The sequence below is a fragment of the Kordia sp. genome, assembly GCF_965283645.1.
Lineage (GTDB): Bacteria > Bacteroidota > Bacteroidia > Flavobacteriales > Flavobacteriaceae > Kordia.
Window position 1 is genome coordinate 2,327,193 of record NZ_CBDIPG010000001.1, and the last position, 21,124, is coordinate 2,348,316.

Annotated in this window: 23 protein-coding genes; 13 read left to right on the top strand and 10 right to left on the bottom strand. The window is 31.9% G+C overall.

The genetic code is table 11. The annotated features are described in order from the left end of the window. Positions 1-22: 22 nt before the first annotated feature. The 3 genes from ACQ654_RS10265 to ACQ654_RS10275 are packed head-to-tail and all read right to left on the bottom strand — an operon-like array spanning position 23 to position 2,406. Entirely contained in the window at positions 23-808 is a 786-nt protein-coding gene (locus tag ACQ654_RS10265) for a DNA adenine methylase (RefSeq protein ID WP_430410239.1), read from the bottom strand. 33 nt (positions 809-841) lie between these two features. After that, positions 842-1,312: a JAB domain-containing protein gene (locus tag ACQ654_RS10270; protein WP_430410240.1), complete on the bottom strand. Its 471-nt coding sequence runs from the start codon at positions 1,310-1,312 to the stop codon at positions 842-844. A gap of 20 nt (positions 1,313-1,332) precedes the next feature. Next, positions 1,333-2,406, bottom strand: a complete 1,074-nt coding sequence (locus ACQ654_RS10275) for a type IV secretory system conjugative DNA transfer family protein (protein ID WP_430410241.1) — start codon at positions 2,404-2,406, stop codon at positions 1,333-1,335. Positions 2,407-2,939: 533 nt separating this feature from the next. Between ACQ654_RS10275 and ACQ654_RS10280 the strand changes: the two genes are divergently transcribed. From ACQ654_RS10280 to ACQ654_RS10290, 3 genes are all read left to right on the top strand, one after another. Beyond that, positions 2,940-3,944, top strand: coding sequence for a tyrosine-type recombinase/integrase (locus tag ACQ654_RS10280; RefSeq protein ID WP_430410242.1), 1,005 nt, complete (start codon positions 2,940-2,942; stop codon positions 3,942-3,944). A gap of 340 nt (positions 3,945-4,284) precedes the next feature. After that, positions 4,285-4,491, top strand: a complete 207-nt coding sequence (locus ACQ654_RS10285) for a hypothetical protein (RefSeq protein ID WP_430410243.1) — start codon at positions 4,285-4,287, stop codon at positions 4,489-4,491. Next, positions 4,481-4,993, top strand: coding sequence for a hypothetical protein (locus tag ACQ654_RS10290; RefSeq protein WP_430410244.1), 513 nt, complete (start codon positions 4,481-4,483; stop codon positions 4,991-4,993). The genes ACQ654_RS10285 and ACQ654_RS10290 overlap by 11 nt, the downstream gene beginning before the upstream one ends. 100 nt (positions 4,994-5,093) lie before the next feature. Here the strand turns inward: ACQ654_RS10290 and ACQ654_RS10295 are convergent, their stop codons facing one another. From ACQ654_RS10295 to ACQ654_RS10320, 6 genes are all read right to left on the bottom strand, one after another. After that, positions 5,094-5,978 (bottom strand): hypothetical protein, encoded by an 885-nt coding sequence (locus tag ACQ654_RS10295; RefSeq protein WP_430410245.1) that lies wholly within the window; start codon positions 5,976-5,978, stop codon positions 5,094-5,096. Between the two features lie 5 nt (positions 5,979-5,983). Then, a complete protein-coding gene (locus ACQ654_RS10300; protein ID WP_430410246.1) occupies positions 5,984-7,720 on the bottom strand; it encodes a hypothetical protein in 1,737 nt (578 codons plus the stop codon). Then, complete coding sequence (locus tag ACQ654_RS10305; protein ID WP_430410247.1) at positions 7,717-8,739, bottom strand: HD domain-containing protein; 1,023 nt, start codon at positions 8,737-8,739, stop codon at positions 7,717-7,719. Before ACQ654_RS10305 ends, ACQ654_RS10300 begins: the two co-directional genes overlap by 4 nt. A 7-nt stretch (positions 8,740-8,746) precedes the next feature. Beyond that, positions 8,747-9,799, bottom strand: a complete 1,053-nt coding sequence (locus ACQ654_RS10310; protein WP_430410248.1) for a DNA cytosine methyltransferase — start codon at positions 9,797-9,799, stop codon at positions 8,747-8,749. Positions 9,800-10,035: 236 nt separating this feature from the next. After that, entirely contained in the window at positions 10,036-11,115 is a 1,080-nt protein-coding gene (locus ACQ654_RS10315) for a hypothetical protein (RefSeq protein WP_430410249.1), read from the bottom strand. 11 nt (positions 11,116-11,126) lie between these two features. Then, positions 11,127-11,477, bottom strand: coding sequence for a hypothetical protein (locus tag ACQ654_RS10320; protein ID WP_430410250.1), 351 nt, complete (start codon positions 11,475-11,477; stop codon positions 11,127-11,129). A gap of 696 nt (positions 11,478-12,173) precedes the next feature. Between ACQ654_RS10320 and ACQ654_RS10325 the strand changes: the two genes are divergently transcribed. After that, on the top strand, positions 12,174-13,739 hold the full coding sequence (locus tag ACQ654_RS10325; protein WP_430410251.1) for a hypothetical protein: 1,566 nt from the start codon (positions 12,174-12,176) through the stop codon (positions 13,737-13,739). 108 nt (positions 13,740-13,847) lie between these two features. On the opposite strand, the gene ACQ654_RS10330 is transcribed toward ACQ654_RS10325, so the two are convergent. After that, positions 13,848-15,395 carry a hypothetical protein gene (locus ACQ654_RS10330; protein ID WP_430410252.1) on the bottom strand — a complete coding sequence of 516 codons (1,548 nt, stop codon included), beginning with the start codon at positions 15,393-15,395 and terminating at the stop codon, positions 13,848-13,850. A 398-nt stretch (positions 15,396-15,793) separates the two neighbouring features. On the opposite strand from ACQ654_RS10330, the gene ACQ654_RS10335 reads away from it, so the two are divergent. The 9 genes from ACQ654_RS10335 to ACQ654_RS10375 all read left to right on the top strand — a co-directional run bounded on the left by ACQ654_RS10335 (position 15,794) and on the right by ACQ654_RS10375 (position 21,082). Beyond that, positions 15,794-15,943, top strand: coding sequence for a hypothetical protein (locus tag ACQ654_RS10335; RefSeq protein ID WP_430410253.1), 150 nt, complete (start codon positions 15,794-15,796; stop codon positions 15,941-15,943). 67 nt (positions 15,944-16,010) lie between these two features. After that, on the top strand, positions 16,011-17,138 hold the full coding sequence (locus ACQ654_RS10340; RefSeq protein ID WP_430410254.1) for a hypothetical protein: 1,128 nt from the start codon (positions 16,011-16,013) through the stop codon (positions 17,136-17,138). Then, a complete protein-coding gene (locus tag ACQ654_RS10345; RefSeq protein WP_430410255.1) occupies positions 17,135-17,842 on the top strand; it encodes a hypothetical protein in 708 nt (235 codons plus the stop codon). Before ACQ654_RS10340 ends, ACQ654_RS10345 begins: the two co-directional genes overlap by 4 nt. Continuing rightward, on the top strand, positions 17,832-17,984 hold the full coding sequence (locus ACQ654_RS10350; RefSeq protein ID WP_430410256.1) for a hypothetical protein: 153 nt from the start codon (positions 17,832-17,834) through the stop codon (positions 17,982-17,984). The genes ACQ654_RS10345 and ACQ654_RS10350 overlap by 11 nt, the downstream gene beginning before the upstream one ends. A gap of 12 nt (positions 17,985-17,996) precedes the next feature. Then, positions 17,997-19,457, top strand: a complete 1,461-nt coding sequence (locus tag ACQ654_RS10355) for a type IV secretory system conjugative DNA transfer family protein (RefSeq protein WP_430410257.1) — start codon at positions 17,997-17,999, stop codon at positions 19,455-19,457. Next, positions 19,457-19,819: a hypothetical protein gene (locus ACQ654_RS10360; protein ID WP_430410258.1), complete on the top strand. Its 363-nt coding sequence runs from the start codon at positions 19,457-19,459 to the stop codon at positions 19,817-19,819. Before ACQ654_RS10355 ends, ACQ654_RS10360 begins: the two co-directional genes overlap by 1 nt. Further along, positions 19,816-20,235, top strand: a complete 420-nt coding sequence (locus ACQ654_RS10365) for a hypothetical protein (protein WP_430410259.1) — start codon at positions 19,816-19,818, stop codon at positions 20,233-20,235. The genes ACQ654_RS10360 and ACQ654_RS10365 overlap by 4 nt, the downstream gene beginning before the upstream one ends. Further along, on the top strand, positions 20,232-20,756 hold the full coding sequence (locus tag ACQ654_RS10370; RefSeq protein WP_430410260.1) for a hypothetical protein: 525 nt from the start codon (positions 20,232-20,234) through the stop codon (positions 20,754-20,756). Before ACQ654_RS10365 ends, ACQ654_RS10370 begins: the two co-directional genes overlap by 4 nt. Positions 20,757-20,785: 29 nt before the next feature. Continuing rightward, positions 20,786-21,082 (top strand): hypothetical protein, encoded by a 297-nt coding sequence (locus ACQ654_RS10375; protein ID WP_430410261.1) that lies wholly within the window; start codon positions 20,786-20,788, stop codon positions 21,080-21,082. Positions 21,083-21,124: the final 42 nt, after the last annotated feature.

Sequence of the window (21,124 nt, forward strand, 5' to 3'; positions counted from 1 at the left end):
TTAAAGGTTTGTGTTTGTTGTTTTAAATTGGATAGTTTGCAGTTAGTACCTCTATCTTTCGCTTACGCTTTTTTTCATTTGCGCCATTACTGGCAACAAGTGGCTTATCAACCATAATTGTATGCCAACCATGCTTTTTACTGTATTCTTCTAATGTTTCAGATGGATAGGAACTGAGTAGAAATTTTCCCTTGATAGCTGAAAGCGTATCAAGAAGTTTGACGTAATCAGCTTTACTGTAACCATCATAATGTCCCATGTCAGCGTTGTAATACGGTGGATCAACATAGTGGAATGCATCATGGGTATCATACGTTTCAATCACTTTACAAGCATCGTTATTTTCAATTTGAGTATGCTCCAAACGTTTGGAAATAGTTTCATCAAATCGAAGTTTTTTATTCCGAACTGTTTTTAATCGCTTCCCATACTTATCAAATCCCCAACTTCCAATCTTGCACGCAAAGCCCATGTTCGTAGCGATATAGAATGCCCATGCCTGCTGAAGTTTATTAAACAAGTGTGGCATTCGGTATATCGTATGTGCTACGGTGTAGGTAGCTCGTGAAAAGAGTGTTGCTTCAATCTTTATTTTGAGATTGTCAAAATCAGTTTTACACACTTCAAAGAAGTTAATCACCATGTTATTGGTATCATTAATGATTTCTGATTCTGTTGGCTCTTTAGCAAAGAAGACTGCACCACCACCGAAGAAACTTTCAGTGTATATTTTGTGTTCTGGAATTAATGGAAGGATTTTATGAAGTAAGGTGATCTTGCCACCATAATACGATATTGGGGTTTTCATAAAGGTTGAAAGGAATGGGCGAATAAAAGGGAACTACATCAAGTTTTCGTCAGCAAGTGACACATAGTCTTCTGATGTGATAATGATATGATCAAGAACTTTGATATCCATAATTTCTCCAGCAGAACACAATTTTTTAGTAATTGCTTTGTCCGCACCTGAAACTTTGAGTGTTCCTGATGGATGATTGTGAGCTACGATAATAGCAGTCGCATTCACCAAAAGGGCTAATTGAAAAATATTCTTTTTATCTACGGTTACTGAGGTAACACCTCCTTTGGCAATTTCTGCAAAAGCAAGTACACGATTTGCATTGGTTAAATAAATCGCCCAAAAGTGTTCTTGAAGATCAAGAGTATCAGCATCAATAACGGAGCGTAAATAATCGCTGGCATCTTTTGATTTCTTGATGGTAAACATATTATTAAAGGCTTGCCGTTTATAGACAACTCCCACGATAGCACTACTAAGTACTACCGTAGATGGTAAACTGTTTAATTTCATATATGGAATTGTTTTATGGATTACAAAATGGTATCTGCGCTAAAGGGAACTGAAGGTTTTCCATCAATCATTAATCGCAGGTATATAGAATAGTTGGCAAGGGAAGTGAAGTCAGTAGTATTAAAGACAGGATAGAATTCTTTTGCCATTAAGTTGGCATCAGTAATTCCGAGTCGAAAGCATACAATCGTACCCACATTTCCGAGCACACTATTACGCACTTCAATATTGAGTTGATGTAAAAATTGATTGGCTAGGATAAGTCCAACTTTGAATTTTCGGATCTGAGCCAACATTTCGGCGATAAGTTCGGTACTCGATAGAATTTGAAACTCATCGATATACAGAAAATAGGGAACTCGCTCCTGCTCTGGAATATCTATTCGAGAGAAACATGCCGACGCAAGGGAAGTCAGAAGTAATCCACCAAGAATATTGGCGACATCACTCCCGACTTGTCCTTTAGCAAGGTTAATAATCAAGATTTGATTGCTATCAATAATTTTTCTGAGTGAAATCTGTTCATCATTTTCGACAAGAATTTTTTTGATGATTCGATGCGATAATAATGCGCCAATCTTATTCATGATTGGAAGCAGATCATTTGACTTGTACTTTGGAAATTCTTTCTGCCAAAAGAGAAGAATCTCTTCCGATGTTATATGTTCAAGACATGAATTACGATATGACGTATCGTGCATGATTCTTAAAATATCAGATAGATTTGCTTGTGGCTGTTCAAGAAGCGATAACAAAACCATTCGTAGAATGTGTTCCATTTTCATTCCCCAAGCAGATTTCCAATTACGTTGAAATATTTCCAAAATATTGGAAGCAACCAGTGATCGTTTTGCAGAACTGACTCTCCGTAAGGGATTATATCCAAAAGGAATTTCAGGATCAGTCACATCAAAATAGATGAGTTTACGATCTGGAAAACGATCTTGAATATTGGCGACAATTTCAGTTGAAGCATCGCCATGTAAATCTAAGAATGCAAATCCACGCATAGCTTCTGCATCTTGCATCATGAGTGTTTTTAAGAGTGTCGTTTTACCACTTCCGCTTTTTCCAAAGCAGTAAAAATGAAGCATTCTATCTGCTTGTTTAATGCCAAATAACTTTCCATCATTTCTAAAATTAGTCCGTGCGAAATAGCTGATGTCATTCAGATTATTGAAAAAGAACATGGCTTTATGGCTAGTAAGTGGATAAGGATATTGAGTTGTATTTGTCAATTTTCATGGACAAAAAAAGGAACTACTTGCTTTTTTTTAATGCTATGGTAATTTTTAGAAATGCTTGAAGGGCTTTTTTGCGTGCTAACTTATACCTATTATACCATATTTGGAATGCAACAAAGTCCTCAGCTAAAATCTGTAGGGGGAGCATACAGTCCTTGCAAAAAAATCATTTATGAAATACACTATTAACCGTAACTTAAAAATAAAGAAACCCCGTTGCCCGAAAGGGTCGTCTATTCATTTTTGAATAGACTAAGGAAACAGCGCGTGTTTATTTATATTACCAAACCAAAGGCTACCGCTAGAATTTTTATTTTAGTGATTCTCTTACGGCTAGGTTATATAAAAGACCCGCCAGATTTCCTTTGGCGGGTCTTTTATATATGAAGATTCAAAAATCAATAGAGATCTATTTAAAATGGAAGAAGTCTCATAGGATTATCGCCCACAAACGCTACAAAATACGATTAGATCAATTTACCGAATTCCTAAAAATTACAACAAACAAGTCTACGTTAGAAACAATCAATGGCGATGACATTGTAAACTATCATGAGGCAATGGAAACAGCAGGTTATAGCCGAGCGACCATTGCGTATTCGGCACGTATCTTACGTAACTTCTTTTGGTTTTGGCATGGACGTGGACATGTGAGTTTTAGTCCAAAAGAAATCATTCCGATAGCTTTTGTAAATGCAGATAAGGACATTATCGACAGAGAAGATTTTGAAATATTAGATGCCTTATTAACAACAAAAACATTAGCAGATATTCAAAAGAAACTAGTTATTAATTTGTTATGGGATACAGGAATGCGTATTAGTGAACTTTTGGACTTAAAATTATCTCACATAAGCAAACAAGGAACTAGTGGACTTCGCTCAGCTAAAGTTAGAACACGAAAAAGTATGAGGTACAATCAGGTAGTCTGGAGTAAGGAAACCAATGCAATTCTTAATATCTATTTAGGTATTCGTCTTTCTATGGAAACCAGCCACGATGAGCTTTTGATCAATTCCAAAACAAAAAAACCATTTACGCCACGTAGTGTGCAGCGATGGATGAAAACCTTATTAGAAGAAGCACAAATTGACAAGAATTATACGCCACATAGTTTCCGTCACGGTAAAGCAAACGAAATTTTGGAACAGGGAGGCACTATGCGTGATGTATCAGTTATTTTACGTCACGTAAATCCTGAATCATCCTTTGCTTATACTCATTTATGTGTGGAACGTCACCAGAAATTGGCAGGGAAGTTCATCAATAGAACTAAAATTGAAGAGCATACTGTACCTGAACAGCACCCACAACAAAGTATCTTCAAACTTGACGATTCACTTATTGAAGCAATAAAGCTGAAGGAACTTTTATTACAGGCATCCTAAATACAAAAAAGCAACTCGATAGAAACGGTTGCTTTTTGTATTATCAGAGGCTATACTAACGGTAAGTACCTTTAACTATGAAAATAACAGTCTGGACGAAGTGGTTTTTTATAAAGTTTAATACTTTATTTTTAAGTTACACCGTTCCAAAGAAAATAGTATTACATCATATACCCCATAATAGGGTATAAAAATTTATCATATTAACGTCGCACAACACACCTTGTACGACAAAAGTCAAGAGTTTTACGACATTTTTTTGTAACACTTCCACTTGTTGTCCTACTGTTATTTTGGATGAATACCCTAAGGTTACTGGTACGTTAAAATTTAATTTAAAATGTCAAAATTTTATAATGTAGTCGTTAAGAAAGTAATTCCTAATAGCACAGAAAAAGCTATTTATCACAAAATAGGAACAGTAAAAATCACCAAAAATGGTGGTTGGTTTTTACAAATGTATCATCAACCTCATACCGAGTTTATGATCTTCCCAAATCATAATGAAACATTACCAGTAATTGAATTTACTGATCATGAAGCTTAATAATACTACCGCAGTTCCGAATGTGTTTTTTGATTTACAAATGAGTCAATTGAGTGGTTCTGCAATTCGGGTGTATTTAAAAATTGTTCGTAATACCATTGGTTGGCGTGATCCAAGTGGACGCATTAAAGGGCGTGATTGGATTGCGCATTCTCAGTTTGAAAAAGTTGGCTTATCTAATAGAAGTGTGACAAGTGCCATTGAAGAACTACTCCGAAACAGGCTCATTACCGCAACAGATTACGTAGGAAACTCACTCACAAACCCTGTAGAGCGTAAAAAAGCGAAACGAGTATACTACTCCATTGTAGTGGATAACCTTGAAAAAATTGCACTCCAGACCGAAAAAAATGACCAAAACAAACCGCAAGAATTGCGGACTACAAAAGAAACTTTTTTACAAAATTACAACGCAGAAAATGCAAATCCGGACCAAAGAAGAATTAAAGAAATACTAGACATGGAACAGCATAAACAAGTTCAAAGAGATCGCTGGATATAATTTATTTTTTAGAGTGGATAATTTCCTTGAGGAAATTATGAAAAGCTTTCTTTAATGGATTAATAAAAAAGTCATTTCTGAATTATAGAAATGACTTTTTTTAATTGAAACTACCATAATATTTTTCTCCAATTCCTATTGAATATTCTGTATTAAACTCTTTGCTAGGAACATAAGAAAGAGCAATTTCAGGAAATTCTAAATATATCTTATATATTGACATAGAAGTTAATTTAGGACCAAGAGAAGTTATAATCACATTATATTCATTATATATTTTTTCTATTTGTTCTTTAATTTCTAAGTAACCACTACCTTCACCGTAAGCATCAATGCTAAATTCTACAACTTCTGTAAATCCTTTTATAGAATCATGCATTTTAACGTTTCTTTCTTTGTTATTAAATTGTTCCCCTTTTTGAAGTCCTAAATATGTGATTTTTGGTTCAAAAAAATATACTAATTGTTTAGCTCGTTCAACCTCGAAACCTGTTATAATTATTAAAGCTGTTTGAGCCCCTAATTTAGAAATGCCTGAATGCTTAAAAAGTAGTCGAGGCTTCCCCGGCTCTTTAGAGAGCCAATTAGGATTGTATTTATTTGGTTGATGATAAACATAATCGATATTACATTCTTTTGAATTTAAAAAATACAATAGTGCCCATGTGGTATCTCTTGGCATAGTTGAAATCTCTAATAAGATATTTTTCAAACAATAATCATTGTTTAAAAAATATTCTTCCAGCTGTTTCCATTTTAAAACTGTATCACTAACACTAATATCTATATAACTAAGGGTAATATTTTCGTTTTCACATATTTGCTCTACTTTCTTTCTAGAACTTAATGTCAAACGATTATATTCAGTGTATCTAATTAAAGTTATTTTTTCAAAATTATAAGATTCAATATCTAGTTTTATTCCATCATGGAATCTATCTTCCCATCCAAGAACACCAATAAGAGTTTCATATTTTTTTTCCATAGCATTTAATTATCAAAAAGATCAAATTGAATTGTATCCTCATTATCATCACTATCTTTATTTCTTGGCACTGGCAGAGGAATTTTTTTATTATCATATGCAGCATTAACAATATCAATAGCCTTAATCGATGCAGAAGCATATTGTCCGTGAGGATCTAATCCTTTATTTATTAGTAATAATCTATTAGGCACATATACTATTACTCTTTTTCCTGTTCTTTTATCTTTACCAGGTCTTGTATATAAAAGTTGAGCCTTTTGTGCAATATTCAAAATGGGATCAACTTTTTCCATCATTTGAGGATTTCTAACTGTAATAACGAATGTCACAGTTCTTGGTTCAGATAATTCGGACATTAGACGTTCTTTGAAATGAATCATCAAATTCTCAAAAAGATTAAATAAAAATACAGCTTGATCTCTATTACAATCAACATCCGTTTTGTCTAATCCTTCTAATCTTTCCCAAAGTTTATTACTTCTAGTAACCAAAACGCTTTGTTGGGTACCATGTGGAATAAATTCAACTGCTTTGCCTTCTGAATTAGATAGTTCAGCATCGTACATCCAATAACATGGGTCTAATAAATTCCTGATTACTCCTGTAGATATATCAACAATTGTTTCAAAACCTGAATATGGAGGTAAATTTGCTCTTGAGTGCCTGGATCTAAAATATTCTGCCCTAGTATATTTAGCTATATAATCTGATATTTGAGTTCCGGTACCTCCGTCATATTTTTTTCGCGCTTTTTCTCTTGCAATTTCTCTTGCATCATTTATATCGCTCTCAAATGAGGGACTAACAGGGAAAAAATCTTTAATGTCTTTACTAATCCCATATTTATTTAATCTTTTTTGAACTATCTTATTAGCTAAATTACTAAATTCGGAAGTCCTGTTCTGATAAGGCTTTAACATATCAACAGATACAAAATCATGTCCCTCTAGTATCATTCCTCCAGTAGAAGTAGAAAAATCTGGCTGCGACTCAGCTGTGGCAACTTTGAAACTAAACTGTGAATGATCACGATAAGCAATCCATGAGTTAATCGTTTTTTTCTGATAAGAATTAAGATCATGAGCATCATCTATAAGAAGTAGAAAATGTGAATCTTTAAAACAATTAATTTTAGATAAGCAATTAAAAAATGGCATTACTAATGAAGAAAAAGTTAAAGAATCTTGATAAAATTCATCTTCTTTTTGTGTATTTATAATTCTTTGAGTATTTCTAGATTCTTTCTCAGAAAACATTGACATTGCTTGAAGAAAAGATCTATCTTTTATAAGCTCTACACCCAATATATATTCCATATCTGATTTTAATGAATTATTAATTTCATTACTTAAATCTTGAATTTCCTCTATATCAATTAATGTCATACATATTGCATTAACTATTGAGAGGACTAAGAAATGTTCTGTTATTAAAGATGCTTTAAAATTATCTTGTAGTAATAAGTGTTCTTTTTTATGGAATAAAGGGGTATTGCAAGGAATATACACTCCTATTTTATCGAAGTTAACATTAGTTTTCATTTTTTTATATTGAATTCGAAATGAATTATATAATAATGCCATAGTCTTTCCAGTTCCTCTAGCTCCTTGTAAAAAAATGTTTCTTTTTGTATTTATAAATCTTGAGTAATTATAATCATCAATATAATAGTCTAAAATTTCTTCATGCGATAGGTTATTGGCAGCTTCAAACTCAAAAGGGTTTCTTTGTTGATTCATTCCACACTATTTTTTTGTTTTAAACTTATCATTTGTTCCCATAAGTTATTAGGGTCAATACTAATATCATTCCCATTTTTCATGAAATCATTAAATGTTATTTCTTTTTCACCAGGAATAGGGAATCTATCTGTAATTTCTAATTTATCAATTTCTAAATTAGCAGAAGAACCATTAATATAAAAATTATATTTTACTGATGTCATCTTAAAGGGAATTAATAAATTACAATAGTGTTTTGTATATCTTCTTTCTTCATCGATTTTGATAATTCTTTTAAACGTAAATTCTAATAATTCTAAAAATTTAATTTTATCAATTTCATCAAGATCTAAATCTATTTCGTAAGTCAATGAAATTCTACCTAACTCTCTATCAATAAAGATATGCGTTATACTTGCATATTGATGGTAAATTTGACTATTTTCATCATATTTATGTCTTTCCATCATAAATTGAGAAGTTCTTTGGGGCCCTTCAGCTAATTCATCTGCAAATCTTAAAATAGCAGCTAGGTCTCGTAATAAAACTTTTTCTCCATCAAGGTGATCAGAACTATCTAAATCTTTCAATGTATCCCTAGTTCCATCTTTTGATAATCCACAATGGGCTTCTCCAGCTTTTACAATAATAGATTTTTCTCGATTGTATTTAGGAACTTTTTTTCTTACGAAATTGTATACATCTGATATGTTTTTATTATGATCTATCCTTCCATTTATATTTCCAACATCGTGAAATAAAACTATCAAACCTAAGCAATAAAGATTAATTCCAGACAATTTATCTATATCATCACCTAATAATTTGTGTACATTGTTCAACACATTAGCTATGTGCTTGGCACCATGATCAGTTAGATTTGGCTCTGAACCAGTAATATTATCAAAAAAATTATCTGTTATAAGCGTATCTCTTGCACTGGTATATCGTGTATAATATGTTTTTCCTTTTTCTTGTCCTAAATCTTTTTCTAGATTTATTAACATTGCAGTCTCAAATGGTAACGTATTCCACATTTGTAATTTACTTTAGTTCTAAAATTTGTTCAAATATTGCTTTAGCAAGTAAAGGTGGGACAGCATTCCCTACTTGTTGTTGCTTTTGATCTAGAGAGCCATAAAATTGATAATCATCAGGAAACGATTGTAATCTTGCTGCTTCCCTTACAGATAACCCTCTATCCTCTGTTGGATGTATCAACATACTTTTTCTATAATTAGTTATTATAACCGAAGGCTCACTTTCTGATAATCTTCTGTATATGTTACTATGGCATCTAGAATGATCTTTATAATTCATCATAAGACTTGAAGGTATTTCTTTCCAATTATTTCCCTGTTGAATATGTTTGTATCTTTCTACTACAACATGCGAATTTTTGGAAACAAAATTTTGTGTAACAATTCTCTTTTTTTGTCGCATTTCTTTTGCATAATCAGATTTAGCTCTAGACTTATATTTTAGTTTATTTTCTTTAGATCCATTAATTAATTTAGGTAAATCTGATAAAGCATCACCTACTGTTACAGGTGATTCTATATAATTTCCTGTTGGAAATTCAAATGCAATACCATATTTTGAAGCTACTATAAATATGCGCTCTCTGTTTTGAGGAACTCCAAAATTTGAAGCATTGAGTATTTTAGCATTCGGAGTGTACCCTAAATCTTGTAAATCTTTACAAATAGTTTTTAAAAAAAAACCGTTTTCCATTTTTTTTAACCCTGGGACATTTTCGATTACAATCCAATCAGGATTTATAAGATTTATAGATCTTATGAATTCTTTAAATAACCAATTCTTTGGATTTTTATTAGATCTAGTCTTTCTATTTGAGTATGAGTAACCCTGACAAGGAGGTCCTCCGAATAAAACAACTTGTTGATTTTTTCTTTCAAAATTGAATTCCTTTATGTTCTGAATCTCATCAATAATAACAGTTGTATCCTTGTGATTTGCTAAATATGTTTGTGCAGCATAAGGGTTATTTTCAACAGCCAATCTTATATCTATACCAGCTTGAGATGCTCCTGTTGCCATACCACCAGCTCCTGCAAAAATTTCTATACCAATCATATTAATTAGTTAATTTAACTACTTTACAAAAAATAAGTAAAATAGTATATAAAACTTAAGTCCAGTAATCTTTTTCCTTTCATTAAGCTATTACACTGTAAATATAACTTTTAATAGATATAATTATATATTTCTTCCTACATAATTTACCATTATCTTATCAGAATTTTCGTTGTAAATTATATTTGTATTGTTACTTTTCATTTAAAAATTTAGATAAATAAAGTATTATCTAATTATTTTATTTTCATATTTGAGTCACCAAAATTCACTCCCCAATTAATACCAAAAATAGTTAGAAGATTTTCATCACTTATTGCAAAGTCTTTTCCAAAGCCTCCGGTAATACTTAAGTTTTTATTAATGGTATATTTTACATTACCTACCGATCTTTCACTTTCAACTGTTCCATTTCTAGAAATGTATTCGTAAGAAAAAGCAAAATCATTGAATTCAAATTCAACTTTACCTCCTAAATCTCTATAGTAATTAGTAGAATAAATACCATTTTCATTTATATTAAATTCATCCTCTATATAACGCCCTGTAAAGAGTAAATTAAAATAAGAATTAGAAGAAGAGTTACTATTTGAGTTTAGTAGAATACTTAATTCTCCTGTAATCCAGCTTCCTAATCTATTCACAGTTGCAGAATTAGTCGTGTTTTCTTTAAATAAAGCACTATATGCTATAGCCCCATCAAGCCTAAAAGTTGGTTTATATGTTTTTTGAAATGGCAATGATTGAGAATTGTAATATTCTTTGATAGCCTCGCGTCCTTGTAATAAGATACTATTCGGCGGAGATATCGCAGCCAATAAGTTCGCCATAGATTCAGCGTTTTGATAAGTTCTATTTAAGTCAGTATCACTATACCATCGAAAAAACGGAATTTTAACACCTAAAGAATATACTTTTCGTTTCGCTCCTATTCCTTCAAATTCTTTATCAACATAAGCAACTGAAATAGTAGTATTATTTATGCCACTAAAAACATTTTGATCCAAATTACCAGTTCGCATATTTTTTTCAACACCTATATATTTGTAATATGTTCGATTTGAGCTGTTTTTATTAATAAAGAAATATGGTGCGACTTCAATCGATAGACTCTCTCCAAAATTATCTAATACATGTAGAGATAGAGCCTTAATGTTATTGGTAGTATATATTGATGTAGGAGATTCATCAATTAGCAAGAATGCAGGACTTGTATTATTAGACATTTTATATTGGCTAATATCTACTTTATCTGTTTGAGCTTTCAATCCAAATTGAATGTTACAAATTAATAAAGCTATTATTATTTTTTTCATCATAAATTGATTTAGTTTCCTAATAATTTAATTACTATATAAGCCATAAATAAATTATTATTTATCTTGACTTTCTTACATTCATAATTTTTTGTATTCATACTATCTTTAAGTAAATACTTTACAGTAGTATTGTTCATTATAATATCTATATTATTATCATTCACAAAAAAGTTTGAAACAACTGATAACATACCATTATGAATATCATTACTGTTTCCAATATCAGATTTAAAAGAGTATTGCCTACTCTTTTTAATTAGCTTATCATTCAAATTAACATTAGACCCGACATTAGCGTCTGAGCTAATACCAACAGATAAATTGACTGAAGAATTTGTCGTCATTTCGAATGTTTCCATAATTTAAAATATTTTAGTTAAGTGTTATTTCAGTATATATTACTGTCAACTGTATTAATTAATTCTGTTGAACAACCATAATTTCACTTTTCCATAAAATAATGAAAACCAACACCATACAATCTAATAACATCAAAATTAAATATAAAAAATAACGATACATTACGGAAATCCGTAATGTATCGTTATTTTTTATTATCACTTTTATATAAAATTTAAAAATCAATAATATATCTGGTGATTAAGCAATTTTCATTAACCTCTTAATTTTTTAACACTAATAGTAATGAAAGAAAGTAACATAAAGCATCTAGAATTCATTCAAAATATTATTACACGAATGAACACGAATTCATTTCAGATAAAAGGTATGGCGATAACAATTCTATCCGCTTTACTTGCTGTGTATGTTACTGAAAAGAAAGTTGAATTTATTTTAGTATCGCTTGTACCATTGGTGCTTTTTTGGTTTCTGGATTCTTACTACTTAATGCAAGAAAGAAAATTCAGAGGATTGTACAACGATTTAATTAATGATAATGAGTTCAATTTAAAGGCTTTTGAAATGAGAATTAATCTTTATTCAAAAGGCAAATTTTCATTTTGGGTAGTATTTTTTTCTAAAACAATTATAACTTTTTATGGAGTACTGATCTCATTAATGATTGGGTTCTATATTTTTCTAAATATTTACTTATGCACAGAGGAGAAGTCGCTTATGTTCACACAAATTATGTAAGAGTTCCTAAACATCTTTTACACCCGCTAAATCTAGTTGACTCAAGTAGATTGACAGGTTTGTATTATCCAACACCAAGATACTATAAAGATAAAGAATTTGTAGAAAATATTACTCATGATTTTATTTTTAGTCCCATACCTTTTGATCTATGGCCATTTCTAGGAAGAATGACTATTAGAGCTAAGGAAGACATTGGCACTTTAGCTTCTATTGCTAATGTGCTAGAAGAAGAGGGGATTAATATTTTGATCTCAGACGCCCATAAAGCTGGGCATAGATATATGGTTTGGTCGCTTATTGTTGAGTTTAATGAGATAAGTACTTCATATTACAGAAAGAAACTTTATTCTAGAGAAGCATGTAATAAAACAGGAGATTTTAAAAAAGAAGCTAACATGAGTAAATATGAGCGTCTTGAAAAAATAATCAATAAAGTCATATCTAAAAAAATTAAAGAATTAAAAATAATAATAACTGAAAAATGTAAAGAAGTTTTATTTGATTTCAATAGTGAAAAAGATAGACAGGATAAGAAAAAACGAATTACTATTGTCAAAGCGAAAACATTACCTTACCATTATTGGGAAGTGAAAAAGGATAGAGATAAGCATAACGAAAGAATACCTTTTGATACTAAAATAAAAAATAATAAAATTCTGTTTGATTCTGAATTGTCAAATAAAATCAAAAAAAAAGTAGGACTATGTAAAGAATCTCCCGTTACACTTGGTTTCGTAAACGTACATACTAATGCTTCTAGATTAAGAATTTCAATAGTTCGAGCTAGCGACTTACCTAGCTATAAAAAAATAATAATAAATTATAAAATAAAAGGAAAGGAAGATAATTGTAAAGGCTTGATCGCTAAAATTGCTAAAGGTATAAGTTCTGAAAATATTAACATACAGAACGTAACAAATAAGATTTTAGGATACAAAAAATATAATGAAGAAGGTATGATAGAAATGATAGTTAAATTAGATGAAAATCTTATTTCAACAGATTCTTTAGAAAAAAAATTGCAATTTTTACTGAAAAAAAATAATAGTAAAGTTTCAGTATTCCCAATTAATAATTATAAAATATTTGTATCAATTGTTAGCAGTTTTTTCTTTAGGAAGCAATTTATTAATATGCTTAAAAAAATTGGAGAAAAATATGCTCTTCCTAAAGATTGCTTTGTGTTTGTTCAAGAAAATATTTCAGAAACAACTAATAAAGTTATCTCTGAACTGAAGGATTGCGATGGAATGATTCAATTTTTTATAAATTTTTCTAACAAAGCGGACTTAAGGTGGCTTGACTCTGAATATTTTTCTGCTAGATCTTTGGATATTCCTGTTATCAGGATTCAAGATGAGTTACAAGAAATTGAGTCTGTAATAGCTAGAGACAATCATTCCGTTTATATAAATCTTAATGATAGTAAAAAAGAAATGCAGAAAAAAATTAACCATGCACTTGGAAGACTCATTGAGTTAATGAGAGAGAAAACTAAAACTCATTTTCAAGGAATATAAGGTAATCTATTTTCTTAATTTCTATGTTTTAAATTGTTTATTGGAGTGGATAATTTCCTTGAGGAAATTATAAAAGTAACTCACTAAAACTATTTCATCTTTTATTAATTATTTAGCTTCAATATCAAATATCTCAAGTTGATGTTTAATATTTTTCTTTAGAAAATCACTATCAAGAACATCGACAATCTCTCTTATTGGAATACCGTAATCTACAAGGGATTTCTCAATAAGATTGGACTTAGTTTTTGCAGTTTCTATAATAGTATTATCAAAACCATCATTATTCATAAGGATATAATCGATTAGGAAACACCAACCTGCAGAATCAGACTTATCAAGATTCATAAGAAAGTCAATGTTATTAGATAAAAGAGTTTCGACTTTCTTATGGTATTCAGGATAAATATCTTTTATCCTGTAGCAAACGATGCAAAACTGAACTGAAGTTCTTAAATCGACAGATTGGTTATTTCCAAGCGGAATTCCATTTCCGTTATCTTGCCATATTTTTATGAGCTTTGGTACTAAAAGCCTTATGATTTTATCTAATTTCTCATTCGCTTGATAATGTTCCAATAAGCCGTCGAGGATATCTACCGTAAAACAATATTTCCTATGTTCACTGTTAGGGATGAACCACCAATTTGAATTAGCAATCAATTTTTTATATAACCACTCTATCCCTAGTTCCCAGTAATTATTAAGAAAAACCTGTTTTTCATTAAATTCAAGATTTTCAAGAAAGCCTAATATTTCGAAAGATTTTATTGCATTTAAGATATATGCAGTAGTTAATGGGTCAGCGTTTTTGTCAATATTTGGTCGAATTGTTGTCCAAGACCACGCATCCGTTTTTCGTCCAATAACATATACTATACTCTGCAAAGCTAAATTCCAAGATTTACCATATTTTAAAAGAAATAATGCTCCAGTAGCAGTATGACGAGGATGCACTCTTATATCTGTCTCTGGAATTAACGCAGAACCTATATCTTTTTTCATCCCAACCCCCCCTTTTGCAGACCTACGTTCTATCAGATAGATTTTAAAATCGTGAAAAAATACGTCAAAGTTGGATTTTCCCAATTTGTCCAAAAGATCCATCACCCATAGACTAACAGTAATACTTCCAGGGTCTTTGTTTCCATAATCCTGCGAGGACATTGCTAATGAACGCCCCCATACGCCAATGGGAAAACGATCCAATAATAATAGTAAAAGGGCATCTTCAGTGATTCTATTGATGTTCTTAAAAGAATAAGGTTCGATTTTTTCTTTTTTAAACGTTAATTCAAGTTTTAAAAGGTGTTCTTCTTTAATGACTTTCTGCTCTTTACCTAAATCACGATTAGAATTGTAGTAATCTATTAGCCTGTTCAGATATTCGATTTTTTGTGGGTCAAATTCACGCTTTATTTTTTCCCCATGAAAAAAATTATAGAGGCTTGAACCTCTATATGAAAGTTCATTTATATACTCGGTAGCATCTAAACCTACTATGTTATAGAATTTATGCCTTTTCGACTTCTTGTTTTTTACAATATCCAGATAAGTAAGTTTTTCTTGATTATCTCTGTAGAAATTTTTATAAGCAGATTTTAGAAGCTCAAAAGTATCCTTTCCCTTTGATAGTGGATATTCTAATAAATTCATTTTAAGTATTTAAACATTCATATTTATAATGTGAAGATACAAAAAAGTCATTGACCCAAAAATTGACTCCATTGTCCTAAAATTACCTCATGTCCTTTGTTTTCAAAGGCGAAAAAAGCCCATCTGCGCCAACAGATGAGCCATAAAATCGCCGAGAAGCAAAAAACCGCTTTTGACATCTCGACTTATTCAATTGTAAAGATTACGACTTTTCAATCGAATCGACATACATATACCATTTTGGTTTATGTTGGTCAAGCATCTTCAAAGTGGTTTTGAAAAACTAGTTACTAACAGTTAACATTTTCAAAATCGTGAAATCAAAAAAAACTCAGAACAACTTCAAATGTGCTTTTCACAACAACAGAAAAAGTATCATTAATTCTTCAATCAAGGAGATGCAACTCCTTGAATCCAAAGAGCAATTCCAATTATTATTCGATCCTACAACTGACAGACATGCAGTATTTAATGCTGCAACTGGTCATTTACATTACACAACTTCTTTAAAGGATGCTGAATCATTCTTTATGCAGAAGGTACAATAACAACATAAGCACATGGCTATTTCTAGTCATGTGCTTTTCATTTCATTTTCACATTTAAAAAAAACAAATGAAACTATTTAACAAAAAAACTGATAATTCAGCTAAGATTACCACTATTGTAGATCGTGAACTTTCAGAATACATCGACACGAAAGAAATCGAATATCACAATAAATATCAGAAACACGCACAGAAATTAAGTGTATTGAAATTCAACGAGCTACCAAAAACGGCACGTATTACCGATTACATTACAGGACTTGTAATGGACTTCCAGAAATTAGTTGATTACACCGACCAACGTTTAAATGGTGTACTCCATCAAGCAAAAGGGAAGTCTGATACCGCAGACATGGAAGCAGAAGCAGAAGAACTTGATCGAAAAGTTGATGAAACGCAAAACGAACTGAACATTTTAAACGCAAAGTTTGATGCAGATGCGAAGAAACATAAATCAACCATACGAAGATGGCATAGAGTATTATGGATATTGTATTTCTTGGCTGGATTTGAGCTACTGGCAAACATGGAAATTTACAATATGCTAGGTGGTGGTATTCTAGCGTCAATCTCTATCGCCATTATCAGCGGTATTGTTGTGTTCTGGTGGGCACACCTTACAGCGAAATTGATTCACCGTTTCGGTGACTCAAATTGGAGAAAACAACTTGGCATCTTTTCGCTGATGTCGATTCCAATTTTTGTGATATTCTATCTTTTCAGCGCTATGCGAGTTATGTATCTGCTGGCATTATCTCCCGAAATGCAAGATGTCTACAGTAGCAATCCGATTGTACCAACATTGATAAACTTTTTTGCCTACCTGATCGCTACGTATCTTGTTTTTGAATATCGTCCAAATGTCGCTGTCAAAAATGCGTACAGTAAATACTGTGATGATCTTAAAAGCATTGAAGAAGCACAACAGAAACGCGACACTTACTTAACTGAAAAAAATAGTTTAGAACCGAAGCTACGGCAGAAGCTACTGGATTATCATAATCTACAGCTACTTGGACAGCAGATTGAACAAGATATTTCAACACGTATGCTTGCGTGCTTTCACGAATTTAAAAGTGAATTACACCTTCTCAGCAATGGGAAATGTGCTAATCTTTTTTCTACCGATGCAGAAGATGTTCCTGCACTAAAATTGAATTACCAAAACAATAACGAAAACACAACGCAATCATGAAAAAGATTTTAATATACCTCTACATTGGATTTTCATTAGTTTCTTGCAAACAGGAAACAGAGAAGTCCACATACATTTCAGTTTTGGCAGACAAGACATCAGATAATATGTCTGCGCCAACCATTCAAGATATCTACCAAGTTCTTGAAAACGGAAAAGAAGCAACGACTGCTGTAACATTTTCATATCAAATCATCAGCAATACGGATATCAACAAGCGACATACATTGTCGCTTCCGCCCTATTCAATGTTTGAAAATACGTTAAAACGAAAATCTAAAGTAAGTAGATTTTTTAATGCTATTGATAAGCTCTTTCATAGACAGCAAGCAATACAATATGAATATAATCGCTCACACATTTTCGTTCCGCTTGTGCAGCAACTAGAAACATTGCAACAATCTGGCGCAACGGAAAAGGTTATACTGTTATATTCTGATCTTGTTGAGTATTCAACTTTCTATAACGGATACAAGAACTCGCAAAAACAAAATATTGAAGCAATTGTTGATTTGTTTCGTTCACAATTACCGTCAACAAGCTATCGTGGTATTACACTCTACATAAACTACTATCCTACTACGCCAATTGAAAATCAACGTTTTTCTGATTTCTGTAAAATCTATAAATCGGTATTTAAAGATACTGGTTTGAAGATACGTATTGGCATGGACAAGCAAATATCATTGAGCCATGAAAACTAAAGGACACATCTTTTTTAATGCGCTTGGAAGTATTGTTAAAGCGTTGTGGAAACTGTTCCTACTTGCAGTCTTTATTGCAAGTAAACTGATTGAAGCCATTGGTGGATTATTCAGTAAGCTCACAGAAAAAATGTTGAATTAAACAGTTACAAAAATGATACAACTATTACTAAATACAATCAGCGATGTCATCACAGGAGGTTTCAACTTCCTGTTTGATGGTATCGAAAGTATGATCCAAAAAGACACTTCTTTATCCGCAAAATTTGGTAAAGAATCGTCACTTCTCTCGTCACGTCATGATGGTTTGTCCGTTACAGGAACAAAATTTTTAAGTATTGAAAAATCAAAAGAACACCTTTTGTTCTTCGGCCCCACAGGATTGGGGAAATCGACTGTTTGTATGGTACCTAGTGCCTTAAACATTTCACAATCTAAAAACGGAATTGATTCTAGTATGATTATTAACGATCCATCGAAAGAGAATCTAAAAATGATGAATTTCCTTATTAGTAAAGGATATAAAGTGTATCGTTTTGACCCAAATGATCCCGAGCATTCTATTTATTACAATCCACTTCATCGTATTCGGAACGCGTCAGATATTACTAAAGTGGCTACATTGTTAGTCACTAAAAGTAGTAAAGAAACACAAGATTATTGGCAATTGAAATCTATTGAAGTGATCAGCCTCATTATTAGTTTTCTCTTAGAACACACATCGAAAGTGTATCAAAATATTGCAAACGTATATTATCTCCTTGAAAATCTAGCAGGGGATGAAGATGTGGTAAGCGGTTTATTTGCAGAGAAAAGTACCGAAAAACAATGGCGACAATTCAAAGCATTAATTGCTAATAGTGAAAACACGAAAGCCAGTATCATCAGTTCCGCAATTGGAAATTTATCATTCATCGGAAACGACCCAAATTTATGCAATCTCACATCAGTAGATACATTCGATTTTTCAAATATGGCGAAGCAAAAGACCGTACTATTTTTGAACTGTGGAACGGCAGAAATGGAATATTACAGTCCGTTACTTGGTTTATTCTTTGAGCAACTATTTACTGAATTGTTCCGTTCCATTCCGAAAGCTTCTGATAATCATCTATTCTTATTAATTGATGAACTTTCTTCCATTCCAATTCCTAGCCTTTCAAAAGTGATTGCAAATGCGAGGAAATACTTTTCCATCTTAGGAATTTTACAAAGTGAAAATCAATTGTATCAAAACTATGGCGAGTACAATGCGAAAACCATTCTTAACAATGCTTGTCGCGTTTATATGACAGGGTTAAATGATGAGTGCGATCGCATTTCCAAGGCACTTGGTGAATATGAGTACTATACGGATAAAGATAAAAAAGTAATGCGTACACGATCACTTATGACGAGCAACGAAATCCGAACGATGCCAAAGGATCGTGTCATTGTTATACCGAATGGGGGATTGCTTCCACTCTACTGCAAAGTAAAGCCGTTCTACAAGAATGGAAAGTATATGCGTTTTCTTAATACGGAATTACCCGAAGAAGATATCCCCATTATGAAAGCACAGTATCAAGCGCAGTATTTACCATTGGATGCTAAACAAAATGATACCGAAGAATAATGAAAGTACGTAAATCCATAGATCGCTTTATTGCAATGAATCAAAAGATAATTTCTAAATCTATTGAAGGTTTTGGAAGTGTTTTTAAAGACGTCATACATGGTAATTACACTAAGATTATCAAGGATGTGGAGACTGTTCTTTCTAAGTCGATTAAAAAAACTGAAAAGTTCATTACAAGGAGGAAAGTCAAAAAGGTACAGAAAAAAACACATCAAAAAGAGTTACAGGAAATTGCGAAAGAACACGACACCTTACATGACTTTGAACACATTAAATACATCATTGAACGAAAGAAACAACGATTGATTGAACTTAATACAATTCATAGACTTGATAAAAAACAAATACGTGAACGATGATACAAAAATCACAAAAACCTTTTGAAAATCTGCAAGCGTATTGGGAACATCGCTTTTCAACCATTAATCATGTTACACCTGAAATGGTTACAAAAGCTAAGGCGGAATATCGTAAAATATATCAATCCCGATACCGTAAACAGTATCGGGAACGGTATGTACAAGTAACGTTTAGAATTGAAAAACAAGAATATAAAGAGTTGAAAAGAATTGCTCAACAACAAAACAGCAAACCTACTGCACTCATCAAACAACGTGCTTTAAAACAGCAACTAACTTTTGATGAAAAAGGAATCATCAAGGAATCACTTCTGAACATTATTGATACACTTGAAGAAGCAATACATGAGGACGAGTCAGTTTCAATAACTGAATTATTACACCGCATAACAACCATCTATGAACGTATACCATGATCGTAAAAACCATTTCACATACTTCAACCAAGCGAGAAAATATAGAGAAATTGATTCGTTACGTATTTGATAAGCAGAAGATGGAACACGACCATCTTGGAAGAAAATCACTCACCGTTAAAAAATATATTCGCAGTTATGACATTAACAAATGGACAGACCAATTCATCGAGAATGACAACAAACGGGGTTTTAGTCATAGCAAACGAACCGTACTCAGGCATGAAATCATTTCCTTTGCTCCACAAGACAACAAGTTGTTAACTCGTGATATCTTAAAAGATTTTGGCAAATACTACTTAAAACACCGTTCTCCAACATCTATGGGAGTGTGTGGTGTTCATTATGATGAAGCCATCCATATCCATTTTATTATTTCTGGTGTTGGCATAGATGGAAAAGCAACGAGAATTTCTCAAAAGCAATTCAAAGAGTTTAAAATTAAGTTACAAGAATACCAACAAGAAAAATATCCTCAACTCTCCCATTCTATTGTTGAGCATTCGAAAAAAAAAGTTTAAACCTCAAGCTATCGCAGAAAGAGCAACTCATGAAACAATCACGTGGCATTGTTTCTAAAAAAGAGCAACTAGCTATTCACGTAACCAAAATTGCAAAGAAATGTAAAAACTTTACGGAACTTCATACTAAATTAGTCGATCAAAATATAGAACCATATTACCGATACGGAAAGTTAACTGGCGTTTGGTATGGGAATAAAAAGTTTCGACTATCCACACTTGGAGTCGGAAAGGAACATCTTAAAAAACTTACGAAAGAACAAGAACGATTAGAAAGTCTAAAAAAAAATAAAGACAAGAATATCAATCGCGAATTGGTGCGATAGAATAAGTTAATTTTTTAAGCTTTAAATTACAAAATCCTATAA

Coding starts and splice junctions, on each gene's coding strand:
- ACQ654_RS10265 (WP_430410239.1), bottom strand. CDS start 808: ATGAAAACCCCAATATCGTATTATGGTGGCAAGATCACCTTACTTCAT.
- ACQ654_RS10270 (WP_430410240.1), bottom strand. CDS start 1,312: ATGAAATTAAACAGTTTACCATCTACGGTAGTACTTAGTAGTGCTATC.
- ACQ654_RS10275 (WP_430410241.1), bottom strand. CDS start 2,406: ATGCTTCATTTTTACTGCTTTGGAAAAAGCGGAAGTGGTAAAACGACA.
- ACQ654_RS10280 (WP_430410242.1), top strand. CDS start 2,940: ATGAAGATTCAAAAATCAATAGAGATCTATTTAAAATGGAAGAAGTCT.
- ACQ654_RS10285 (WP_430410243.1), top strand. CDS start 4,285: ATGTCAAAATTTTATAATGTAGTCGTTAAGAAAGTAATTCCTAATAGC.
- ACQ654_RS10290 (WP_430410244.1), top strand. CDS start 4,481: ATGAAGCTTAATAATACTACCGCAGTTCCGAATGTGTTTTTTGATTTA.
- ACQ654_RS10295 (WP_430410245.1), bottom strand. CDS start 5,978: ATGGAAAAAAAATATGAAACTCTTATTGGTGTTCTTGGATGGGAAGAT.
- ACQ654_RS10300 (WP_430410246.1), bottom strand. CDS start 7,720: ATGAATCAACAAAGAAACCCTTTTGAGTTTGAAGCTGCCAATAACCTA.
- ACQ654_RS10305 (WP_430410247.1), bottom strand. CDS start 8,739: ATGTGGAATACGTTACCATTTGAGACTGCAATGTTAATAAATCTAGAA.
- ACQ654_RS10310 (WP_430410248.1), bottom strand. CDS start 9,799: ATGATTGGTATAGAAATTTTTGCAGGAGCTGGTGGTATGGCAACAGGA.
- ACQ654_RS10315 (WP_430410249.1), bottom strand. CDS start 11,115: ATGAAAAAAATAATAATAGCTTTATTAATTTGTAACATTCAATTTGGA.
- ACQ654_RS10320 (WP_430410250.1), bottom strand. CDS start 11,477: ATGGAAACATTCGAAATGACGACAAATTCTTCAGTCAATTTATCTGTT.
- ACQ654_RS10325 (WP_430410251.1), top strand. CDS start 12,174: ATGCACAGAGGAGAAGTCGCTTATGTTCACACAAATTATGTAAGAGTT.
- ACQ654_RS10330 (WP_430410252.1), bottom strand. CDS start 15,395: ATGAATTTATTAGAATATCCACTATCAAAGGGAAAGGATACTTTTGAG.
- ACQ654_RS10335 (WP_430410253.1), top strand. CDS start 15,794: ATGCAACTCCTTGAATCCAAAGAGCAATTCCAATTATTATTCGATCCT.
- ACQ654_RS10340 (WP_430410254.1), top strand. CDS start 16,011: ATGAAACTATTTAACAAAAAAACTGATAATTCAGCTAAGATTACCACT.
- ACQ654_RS10345 (WP_430410255.1), top strand. CDS start 17,135: ATGAAAAAGATTTTAATATACCTCTACATTGGATTTTCATTAGTTTCT.
- ACQ654_RS10350 (WP_430410256.1), top strand. CDS start 17,832: ATGAAAACTAAAGGACACATCTTTTTTAATGCGCTTGGAAGTATTGTT.
- ACQ654_RS10355 (WP_430410257.1), top strand. CDS start 17,997: ATGATACAACTATTACTAAATACAATCAGCGATGTCATCACAGGAGGT.
- ACQ654_RS10360 (WP_430410258.1), top strand. CDS start 19,457: ATGAAAGTACGTAAATCCATAGATCGCTTTATTGCAATGAATCAAAAG.
- ACQ654_RS10365 (WP_430410259.1), top strand. CDS start 19,816: ATGATACAAAAATCACAAAAACCTTTTGAAAATCTGCAAGCGTATTGG.
- ACQ654_RS10370 (WP_430410260.1), top strand. CDS start 20,232: ATGATCGTAAAAACCATTTCACATACTTCAACCAAGCGAGAAAATATA.
- ACQ654_RS10375 (WP_430410261.1), top strand. CDS start 20,786: ATGAAACAATCACGTGGCATTGTTTCTAAAAAAGAGCAACTAGCTATT.